Annotated in this window: 10 protein-coding genes and 1 pseudogene; 7 read left to right on the top strand and 4 right to left on the bottom strand. The window is 68.2% G+C overall.

Annotated features, from left to right (window positions below; genetic code table 11):
* Window positions 1-1,182, bottom strand: a 1,182-nt coding sequence (locus ACFWBT_RS39125) for an AMP-binding protein (protein WP_385708472.1), incomplete at its 3' end; no start/stop codon positions are given.
* Window positions 1,183-1,555: 373 nt separating this feature from the next.
* On the opposite strand from ACFWBT_RS39125, the gene ACFWBT_RS39120 reads away from it, so the two are divergent.
* Window positions 1,556-2,863 carry a beta-ketoacyl-[acyl-carrier-protein] synthase family protein gene (locus ACFWBT_RS39120; RefSeq protein ID WP_385708469.1) on the top strand — a complete coding sequence of 436 codons (1,308 nt, stop codon included), beginning with the start codon at window positions 1,556-1,558 and terminating at the stop codon, window positions 2,861-2,863.
* On the opposite strand, the gene ACFWBT_RS39115 is transcribed toward ACFWBT_RS39120, so the two are convergent.
* Window positions 2,847-3,602 carry a LuxR C-terminal-related transcriptional regulator gene (locus tag ACFWBT_RS39115; RefSeq protein ID WP_385708466.1) on the bottom strand — a complete coding sequence of 252 codons (756 nt, stop codon included), beginning with the start codon at window positions 3,600-3,602 and terminating at the stop codon, window positions 2,847-2,849. The two genes, ACFWBT_RS39120 and ACFWBT_RS39115, sit on opposite strands and share 17 nt — an antisense overlap.
* A gap of 382 nt (window positions 3,603-3,984) precedes the next feature.
* On the opposite strand from ACFWBT_RS39115, the gene ACFWBT_RS39110 reads away from it, so the two are divergent.
* The 4 genes from ACFWBT_RS39110 to ACFWBT_RS39095 all read left to right on the top strand — a co-directional run bounded on the left by ACFWBT_RS39110 (window position 3,985) and on the right by ACFWBT_RS39095 (window position 6,714).
* A complete protein-coding gene (locus tag ACFWBT_RS39110; RefSeq protein ID WP_385708478.1) occupies window positions 3,985-4,974 on the top strand; it encodes an AraC family transcriptional regulator in 990 nt (329 codons plus the stop codon).
* An 18-nt stretch (window positions 4,975-4,992) separates the two neighbouring features.
* Window positions 4,993-5,130, top strand: a complete 138-nt coding sequence (locus tag ACFWBT_RS39105) for a hypothetical protein (protein ID WP_385708463.1) — start codon at window positions 4,993-4,995, stop codon at window positions 5,128-5,130.
* Between the two features lie 57 nt (window positions 5,131-5,187).
* On the top strand, window positions 5,188-5,595 hold the full coding sequence (locus ACFWBT_RS39100) for a hypothetical protein (protein WP_385708460.1): 408 nt from the start codon (window positions 5,188-5,190) through the stop codon (window positions 5,593-5,595).
* A gap of 201 nt (window positions 5,596-5,796) precedes the next feature.
* Window positions 5,797-6,714, top strand: coding sequence for an aminoglycoside phosphotransferase family protein (locus ACFWBT_RS39095; protein WP_385708457.1), 918 nt, complete (start codon window positions 5,797-5,799; stop codon window positions 6,712-6,714).
* A gap of 5 nt (window positions 6,715-6,719) precedes the next feature.
* On the opposite strand, the pseudogene ACFWBT_RS39090 reads toward ACFWBT_RS39095, so the two are convergent.
* Window positions 6,720-6,857: pseudogene (locus tag ACFWBT_RS39090) on the bottom strand (IS5/IS1182 family transposase); the annotation flags it as partial.
* A 323-nt stretch (window positions 6,858-7,180) separates the two neighbouring features.
* On the opposite strand from ACFWBT_RS39090, the gene ACFWBT_RS39085 reads away from it, so the two are divergent.
* Window positions 7,181-7,600 (top strand): FKBP-type peptidyl-prolyl cis-trans isomerase, encoded by a 420-nt coding sequence (locus ACFWBT_RS39085; RefSeq protein WP_356756197.1) that lies wholly within the window; start codon window positions 7,181-7,183, stop codon window positions 7,598-7,600.
* A gap of 343 nt (window positions 7,601-7,943) precedes the next feature.
* On the opposite strand, the gene ACFWBT_RS39080 is transcribed toward ACFWBT_RS39085, so the two are convergent.
* Window positions 7,944-8,228, bottom strand: a complete 285-nt coding sequence (locus tag ACFWBT_RS39080; protein ID WP_385708475.1) for a DUF6882 domain-containing protein — start codon at window positions 8,226-8,228, stop codon at window positions 7,944-7,946.
* Between the two features lie 236 nt (window positions 8,229-8,464).
* Here ACFWBT_RS39080 and ACFWBT_RS39075 point away from each other — a divergent pair.
* On the top strand, window positions 8,465-8,920 hold a 456-nt coding region (locus ACFWBT_RS39075; RefSeq protein WP_385708453.1), incomplete at its 3' end, for a glycoside hydrolase family 19 protein.

Raw genomic sequence — 8,920 nt, 5'->3', positions numbered from 1 at the left:
GGTCATGGACGGGTGCACCTGGCCCAGGCCGACCAGTCGGCGGACCTCGTCCTCGCGACCGGCTCGCTGCACCTTGCCTTTCGCCAGGGCCACCGCGTCGAACCGGCGGATCACCGGTTCGGGCTCCACCGGCCCGCCGCTGAGCATGACGGTGGCCTCGGCGATGCCGTAACTCGGGAAGAACGCCTCGCGGCGGAAGCCGAACGGGGCGAGCATGGCACTGAACTGGTCAATCATCTCCGCACGCACCGGTTCGTCGCCGACCACCGCGATCCGCCAGGCACTGAGATCGAGGGAACGCAACTGCTCCTCGGAGACGCGCCGCAGGCACAACTCGTATCCGAAACCGGGTGCTGAACTGATGCCCGCCCCGCGGTCCGATATCGCGCGGAGCCAGTTGACCGGGTGCTGGGTGAACGCAGAGGGCGGCATCAGTACGGCGTCGTACCCGACGTAGATCGGCTGGAGGACCCCGGTGATCAGTCCCATGTCGTGGAACACGGGCAGCCAGGACACAACTGGGGGCAGCCGGTCGAAGTCGTCCGTGGCCCGGCTACCGTTGGCCAAGATCAGTGAGAGGTTGTGGAGAACGTTGCCATGGGTGAGCTCCACACCCCGGGGCGGACCGGTTGTGCCGGAGGTGTACTGCAGGTACGCGATGGTGTCCGGGCCGATGCCGGGGTCATTCCAGCCGTACGCGTCCGTCTCACTGATCTCGTCGGTCGCCACAGCGCTCGGCCGGCGTGGTGTGGAGATGTCCTTCAGCAACGCGTCGACACGGTTCAGCCGTGACCCGATCGACAGCAGCACATCCGGCTGGCAGCTGTTGACGATGGCCCGGAAGCGCGCATACCGGTCGTCGACGCCGACGCGCAGCACCGGAGGAGCCGGCACCGCGATCAGGCCGGCGTACAGGCAGCCGAAGAAGGCGGACACGAAGTCCAGGCCGGGCGGGTAACTCAGCACGGCGCGGGCGCCCGGCGGAGCTTGCCTGCTCAGACGCGCCCCGATTGCCCTTGCCCGGGCGTCCAGTTGGGCGAGGGTGAGCGAGTCGGACTCTTCGAGGCCGTTCTCCAGGAAGGCGAACATCCGTCGATCCGGCTCCCTGGACGCGCGATACCTGCAGAGCTCGACCAAGGTCGTCGGCTCCGGTCGGGATTCTGTGACGGCATCCTCTGACATCGTGGTCCTCCTTTGCGACTCGGCCATTGTCATTGCCCCTGCCCTTTGCCCACCGACCCGCGGGGACTTGTCTACGTATCCAGCCATTGCTGTACGTGTGCGTCGTGGTGGTTCCACTCGAAGAGATGCTAAGTCGGCGGAGAAATATCGGGTATCCACCGCGGGATGGTGTCCGACCTCCTACCGGAGGCGAGCTTCGACTAAGCCGGAAGACGGATGAAAGCCATCCTCAGGTCGCCGTCACGGTTCGGTCCGTCGGCCGTTACGGAAAGCACCTCGCATTGGCTAACTTCATGACGACGGCCAGTGGACGACGAATGGTCCGTATCCAAGGGAGAACATTTCCCCAGAAGGATTCAGGAAGGGAAACTTGATGTCGTACGACGCGTCTGACGATTACTTCTTGGGTTATCCGAAGCTCCCCGATCTCCCCGATCTCCCTGGTCGCCCGGACGGGGAGGTCCTGGGTACGACCGGCGTTGTGGTCACCGGTTTGGGAATGACCACGCCGCTGGGCGGCGACGTCCACTCCACCTGGGAGGCGCTGCTCGCCGGCGCATCACCGATCACCGTGCTCGACGAACCGTGGGCTCGCGATCTGCCCGTGCGGCTGGCAGGCCGGCTGAGTCAGGAACCGACCGAGGTACTGGACCGGGTCGAGGCCCGACGAATGGATCGCTGCCAGCAGATCGCGATGGTGGCTGCCCGGCAGGCATGGGCCGACGCCGGCGCGCCCGAGGTGGCGCCGGAGCGGCTGGCCGTGGTGATCGGTACCGGCCTCGGCGGCGGGGGGACGCTGGTCGACCAACACGACCTGTCCTTGGCCAAGGGACCGGGCCGCGTGTCACCTTTCGCGGTGACCATGCTGATGCCCAACGGTTCGGCCGCCGCCGTCAGTCTGGCTCTCGACGCCCGGGCCGGCGCCCACGCGCCGACCAGCGCCTGCGCCTCCGGAGCGGAGGCAATAGCTCTGGGGCTCGCCATACTGCGTGCCGGGCGGGCCGATGTCGTCGTCGCCGGCGGCACCGAGGCATGCATCGGCCGGCTGTCCATGGCGGCTTTCGCCCGCATGGGAGCCCTGTCCGGCCGTCACGAGGACCCTCAGAACGCATCGCGGCCGTTCGACAGCGCCCGTGACGGCTTCGTCATGTCCGAGGGCGGCGGCGCCGTCGTGCTGGAGCGAACCCAGTTCGCGCAAGCTCGTGGCGCGCGGATGTATGCCACGCTCGCCGGTACAGGGATGAGCTCCGACGCGCACACCATGACGTCTCCGTCGGCGGACGGTCAGATCAGTGCGATCCGCGAGGCCTTGCGCTCCGGTGGCCTCGGCCCGCAGGACATCGTTCACGTCAACGCCCACGCTCCCGGTACGCCCGTCGGTGACCGTATCGAGGCGGCGGCATTGCTGGAATCGCTCGGTCCGCATGCTCTGGTGACGGCGACCAAGTCGATCACCGGCCATCTCATAGGCGGGGCCGGCGCGATCGAGGCCATCTTCACGGTCCTGAGCGTCTTCACCGACGTGATTCCGGCGACCAGGAACCTCGACGACAAGGACCCGGAGGTGAAGGTGGAGATCGTCACGGAGACCGAGCGGCGCGTCAGCGTCACCGCGGCCATCTCGAACTCCTTCGGTTTCGGCGGTCACAACGTGGTCCTCGCGTTCACCAAGCCCGCCTGACCGCGGGCTCGGGACGGGCGGCCGGAGGACAGGGGGCTGCCGCGGCCTGTTTGGCCCGCGGAGGCTGGGGCAGGTGCGCGAGGCCGCTCCGCTGGGCCATCAGCGCCGCGTGCATCCGGTTCGGCAACTCGAGCTTGGCGAGGATGCGCGAGACGTGGGACTTCACGGTGGCGAGCGTGACATGCAGGTCGTGGGCGATCTCCTGGTTCGACCTGCCCATGGCTATACCGCGGAGAACTTGTGTCTCGCGGCCGCTCAGGCTTGCCAGGGCGACCGCGTGAGACCGCTCATGCGGCGGCGGCAGGATCTCGAACCGATCGATCAGCCGTCGGGTCATCGTGGGGCACAAGAAGGCCGCGCCGTCAGCAACCGCACGCACGGCTGAGATCAGCTCGTCCTGGCTGGCACTCTTGAGGAGAAACCCTCGTGCGCCCGCCTTCAGCGACCCGAGCAGATGGCTGTCAAGGGCGTTACTGGTCAGGACAATTATCCCCGGCCCGACCCCAGGTACTGCCGTCTCCGAAAGCTGGGCCAGTTTCCGGATGAATTCGCATCCGGCATCCACCAGGACGACTTGCGGGCGCCGCAACTCGGCCATGCGTAACGCTTCCTCGCCTACCCTCGTATCGCCGACCACCGTGATGTCCGGCGCCTCCCCGATGGCCTGCCGGAATCCGCGGCGCACAAGATCCTCATTGTCGACCAGCATGACTTCCAAGGTGCTGAATTCGTCCATCATTCGCTCCGCCTGTGCGATTCGGAATTGGCCCGTTGCCTTCGGTGACCAGCAACCGGCACTGTGCGTTTCACTGGCTGTGCTCGAGAATGCTTTCCGGTGGAGCGGTTGCGCACGTGATGACCGTGGGGGCGCGCCGAGCGCTACAGACAGCGGTGGCTGATAACGCGTACGCCCCCTGGTCCGCACGCACATCCCGACTAGGCTGAATGGCAGCCTACGGCGGGATACGCCGCATCGATCCCTTCCGATGCTAGGGGGATTGGCAGTGCTGGTTCCAGGCAATGGCGGCCATACTGTTGGCCGTTCCGGACACGGGGCGGCGGCCGGCGAAGTCGCCACAGCTCCGCGGCTGTTCAACCGAGGCATCGCAGGCGTGCGCGCGATGGTGGACGTGGGCGTCGAGCGCGGAGTGACCGTACCGGCATGCCTCGACGGCAGTGGTGTGGACGAAGACGCTCTCGCCGACGATGCCGCACATGTCCGGGCCTGGCAGGAGCTCACGGTGGCGCAGAACCTGGTCCGCGCCACGGGCGACGCGCCCGGCCTGGGGCTCGAGGTCGGGAACCGGATACCGCTTCGTACATACAGTGTGTTGGGCTTCGCACTCCTCGCCAGCCCGACGCTGCGCGAGGCCGCGGCTGTGGGACTTCGCTACCTGGAACTCACCTTCGCCATGGTCGGGATCCACCTTCAGGAGGACGGGAACGAGGTGCGTCTCGTCCTGGACGACGGGCTGGTGCCCCCGCCCGTCCGGCACTTCTTCATCGAGCGGGAAATAGCCAATATCCGGGCCATCCTCGACACCATCGTGGGCCGGCCCTTCACCCCCCTCCGGCTGGATCTGCGCCTCCCGCGGCCTGAAAAGTCCGCGCCGTACGAGGCGTTCGACGACGTGCCGATCGCCTTCGGGGCGCCGCGCAACGCGATCGTCACTCTCGCGGCGGTACTGGAGCAGTCGCTGCCGCAGGCGGACCAGCACACCATGCAGGTGTGCGAACGCGAGTGCAGGCTCCTGCTGGCCCGGCGCACCGACACCGGGTTCGCAGCGCGGGTAGGGGAACTGCTCATGCAGTGGCCGGACGGCATCCCCGACATGGGCGCTGCCGCCGCCGCGCTGCACGTCTCCACCCGCACGCTGCACCGGCGTCTGGCGGTGGAGGGCACGTCCTACCGGCGTCTGATCGACACGGCGCGGCACGCTCGTGCTGTCGAGATGCTGTCCGACCTCGGACTCGGCGTCGACCAGATCGCCGCACGTCTCGGGTACGCCGACGCGGCGGCATTCATCCGCGCGTTCCGTCGGTGGACCGGTGCGACCCCCGGTGCCTACCGAACGCGGTCAGGACGCAACCTGTCGAGGGCCCGTGCCTGAGGCGACAGTGCTCCCGCTGTGCGGGAGTTCGTGCGCGCCGTGCACCGTGCGCTGCCCGTGCGGGACGCCGATGAGCCTCAGCCGGACGGGGCCGGTCTGGTGACCGAGGAGCCACTGGAGCGGACGGCACCGAACCGGGTCCGTCTGCTCTGGTAGGGCCTGGCGGCCGGGTATGCGCTGGTGCTCGTCCTGCTGCTGTTGAAAGGAGCCGGAGTGGTCCCGACAGTCCTCTGGGGGGAGTCCCCGGCCCCGATCGGCGCCGGAGGGCTGGGCGTCCACGTCAGATGGGGAATCCTTCGGGAAGCGTGGCTGCTGCGTACCCGGGGGATCACGGTGGAAGGGCGGCTGCAACGCTCCCACCGGTCCAACGCCGTCGAGCAGTACACCTACGCGTACACCGACACCCACGGCGTACAGCTTGAACGCACCGGCTCGGACGGGGGTGCCGAACTGGTGGAGATCACGTACGTCCCCGAAGACCCCAAGATCACCAAGGTCGGCCGCAGGACAACAGAGAAGCTGGTGTTCGGCGCGGTGCTCATCCTGCTGGCGGGTGTTGTTCTCCTGGCCGGAGTCGCGTTCGTGATCGTGATCGTGGGCGTGGTGGCACTGGCCCTCTGAACGGGTGCCGGGAGTCCACGGAGAATGCCCGTCCGAGCGCTTGTGTAAAGCCGGCGATCCCCCAATCAGCACCTGTTCCCGCAAGACGGCTCTGGCTGTACTCCCGCATACGGCGGATCGATCCGCCATCCCTGACGCCCTGAGGCGTCATTCTCCGGTCCCAACCGTGTTGGTGGCCAGACCCAACTACGGTTGCTCCACGTGGAAGCCACCGAGTTGGACATCACTGAGGACTTGATCCGGGATCTGCTGCGCGAGCAGCACCCCGACCTGGCTGATCGCCCGTTGAAGCTCGGAGCGCGTGGCTGGGACAACCAGGTGTGGCGGCTCGGCGACAACCTCGCCGTCCGGTTGCCTTGGGCGACGCAGTCCGCGGACGCGCTGCTGCGCAAGGAACACACCTGGCTGCCCATCCTTGCCCCGCGTCTTCCTCTGCAGATCCCTGTCCCGCAGCGCCTCGGTGAGCCCTCCGAACGGTTTCCGCGGCCCTGGCTCGTCACCACCTGGGTACCGGGCGAGCCCGCCGACCGCGCCCCCGCCACGCGCGCCACGGACGCGGCCGTCACCTTGGCCACCTTCCTGACAGCCCTTCACCGCCCCGCCCCCGACGGGGCGCCCGCAGGCCGGGACCGCGGGGAACCGCTGGCCGACACCGCAGAACATCTCACCCAAGGGCTCGCCTCGGCCACCGAGCTGGGGCTCATTCGCGCCCCGGACACCGTCCGCGCGGTCTGGGAAGACGCCGCCGCCGCACCTGACTGGGCAAGCCCGCGTCTCTGGCTCCACGGCGACCTGCACCCGGCCAACATCCTGACCACGAACGGCACCATCTCCGGCGTGATCGACTTCGGCGACCTCTTCGCCGGCGACCCGGCCTTCGACCTCGCCGCCGCCTGGATCCTCCTGCCGGACGGTGCCGCCGACCTCTTCCACGAGACCTACCGGCCACGCCCGGACACCGCGACCCTCCGCCGCGCCCGCGGCTGGGCGGTGCTGCGTGCCCTCGCCGGCATCCACATCGGAGACGCCGGCGTCCACGGCCGCCCCGGAGGCAAGCCCACCTGGGGCCCACCCGCCCATGCCGCACTGCAACGCCTCACCGCATCGGTCGGCCAGTGAGCGTTTCAGCGTTGCCTCTCCAGGTCGAGGACGGCTTTGGCGACGACGGTCATGCCGTTGGGGCTGATGTGGGATCTGCGGAAGATCTGCCAGGACTTCAGCCGTGCCATGACGCGCTCGACCGGAGTCCTGGCTTGGGAAAGTAGGCACTGCCCACACTCCGCCACAGGTGGACGACATCCTCCCCGATTGCATCCGGCCGGCAGGTGCTTACGCGGTCACTCCGGGGCGCGCACCGATCGGTCCTTGACCCGCCTCCGGGGCCCGGGGTCACCCTCCCCCGGCGTCCGCGGGGGTGTGGCCGGCTCTCGCTCCGGTACATCCCCCGGACGCGAGAGCCGTGTTCCGTGGCACGGGGTGCACCTCGGAGCATGTGCTTGCCGGTAGCGTGATCGCCTGCCGCATGGAAGGTCCATGTGTCGGCCGGCCCGTGCGAGGGATTCCGGTGACGAGCGATGGGACCGCGATGAGCGAACTGACGAAGCCCGGAATCGAGGTTCCGGAGGGTGACGCGCCCACCGAGCTGACGATCCGGGACCTCGTGGTGGGGGACGGACCCGAGGCGCAGCCGGGCAGGGTCGTCCAGGTTCACTATGTAGGGGTCACGTTCGCGTCCGGAAGGGAGTTCGACTCCTCCTGGGAGCGGGACCGGCCGTTCAAGTTCGCCGTGGGCGGTGGCAGGGTCATCAAGGGCTGGGACCGGGGAGTAAGGGGAATGAAGGTCGGCGGCCGACGCGAGATCATCGTTCCCCCGCGTCTCGGATACGGCAAGCAGTCACCCTCTCCGTTGATCCCGGCGGGCTCGACACTGATCTTCGTCGTGGACCTGCTCACGGTCGTGGGTGGACCCGCCGGAGCGAGGCCCGGCTCGACCGGCTCGGCCTGAACCTGGCGCTCCTGAGGGGCCGGGGACACCCTCGAGACAGAGTCAAGTTCCTCGGACTCCGCACTCGCGATCGGAACGGACGTCAGACAGCCCTGTTCCACCGCGCGCAGCGCGGCGCCGAGGCCCCGTGTGCCACAATGTCAGGATTCAGGGCGGCTGGATCGGGAGGCGTAGGCACGGCTCCCGAGTATGCCCGGCCGTCGCGCCATGAGCGCGCAGGCTTGCCTCCATATTGGCTGGTGCCGCGCAGAGCAGCCGAGTTGACGAATCGGGCCCGATGGCAATCCGAGCCGCGGCCCGCGGCCTCCGTCACGGCCCTGGGCGCCCCGCACGCCAAGGACCTCTAGTCGATACTGATGTCGAAGCTCGAGACACTGCCGTCCGCTGCGGTCAGGGTGACCGAGCCGAACGTGATGATCACGGCTGAGTTACCTCCCGCGCCCCGGTAGTAGCCGGTCGCCTCGGTGACCCGGACAGCGATGGCCACGAGCGTCGAAGCGGACTTCTCATCGGCCTCGATCTTCGGCTGAGCGAGATCAGGATGCCCGTTGGCTTCTGCCCAGTCCCGGAAAACGCGCGCATCTCGGCTCATGCCGGGAAGGATGCTCGGGTTGGCCCAGGCCCACAGCTGGCCCCTGGGACCGACGGGCGACCGAGCGTCTCAGCTCACGGCGGTTTGCTGCCAACCCCATTGGCATTGATTGGTCTACACCCTTGACTGGTACAGACCAAAGCGGTTGAGTGTGGCTCCACACCCCCCACCGCGGTCGCCCCGGACTCCGCGGCGCCGGCCCCTCGTCGGCGCATGCGCACAAGGCTCCGCCTTGCCTCCGGTGCGGCCTTGCTCCGCAAAGGAATGATTCTGTGTCACATCGACGCGTGTCTTCTCTGTTGGCCACGATTCTGATCGGCACCGCCGCACCGGTGCTGCTCCCGGCCGCGAGCGCTTCCGCCGCCTCCTGTTCGAGCTACCCGAGTTGGGTGGCCGGCCAGTCCTACGTCACCGGCAACATCGTCCGGTACACCGACGGCAAGGCCTACATAGCAGAGCACGACAACCCGGGCTACGACCCCACGATCAGCACCTGGTTCTGGGAGCCCTACGCCTGCGACGGCGGCCCGACCAACCCCTCCGACGGATTCGTCGTCTCCGAGGCGCAGTTCAACCAGATGTTCCCGAGCCGGAACGGCTTCTACACCTACAGCGGCCTCAAGGCCGCGCTGAGCGCCTACCCCGGCTTCGCCAAGACCGGCAGCGACACGGTCAAGAAGCAGGAGGCCGCCGCGTTCCTCGCCAACGTCAACCACGAGACCGGCGGT

It is taken from the genome of Streptomyces sp. NPDC060027, from assembly GCF_042737005.1.
Taxonomy (GTDB): Bacteria; Actinomycetota; Actinomycetes; order Streptomycetales; family Streptomycetaceae; genus Streptomyces.
Note: the sequence above shows the minus strand (reverse complement) of the source record. Positions and strands in the feature narration are given on the sequence as shown.

Excerpts from the sequence above, each read along its gene's own strand:
- ACFWBT_RS39120 (WP_385708469.1), top strand. The coding sequence starts at position 1,556 with ATGTCGTACGACGCGTCTGACGATTACTTCTTGGGTTATCCGAAGCTC.
- ACFWBT_RS39115 (WP_385708466.1), bottom strand. The coding sequence starts at position 3,602 with ATGATGGACGAATTCAGCACCTTGGAAGTCATGCTGGTCGACAATGAG.
- ACFWBT_RS39110 (WP_385708478.1), top strand. The coding sequence starts at position 3,985 with ATGGTGGACGTGGGCGTCGAGCGCGGAGTGACCGTACCGGCATGCCTC.
- ACFWBT_RS39085 (WP_356756197.1), top strand. The coding sequence starts at position 7,181 with ATGAGCGAACTGACGAAGCCCGGAATCGAGGTTCCGGAGGGTGACGCG.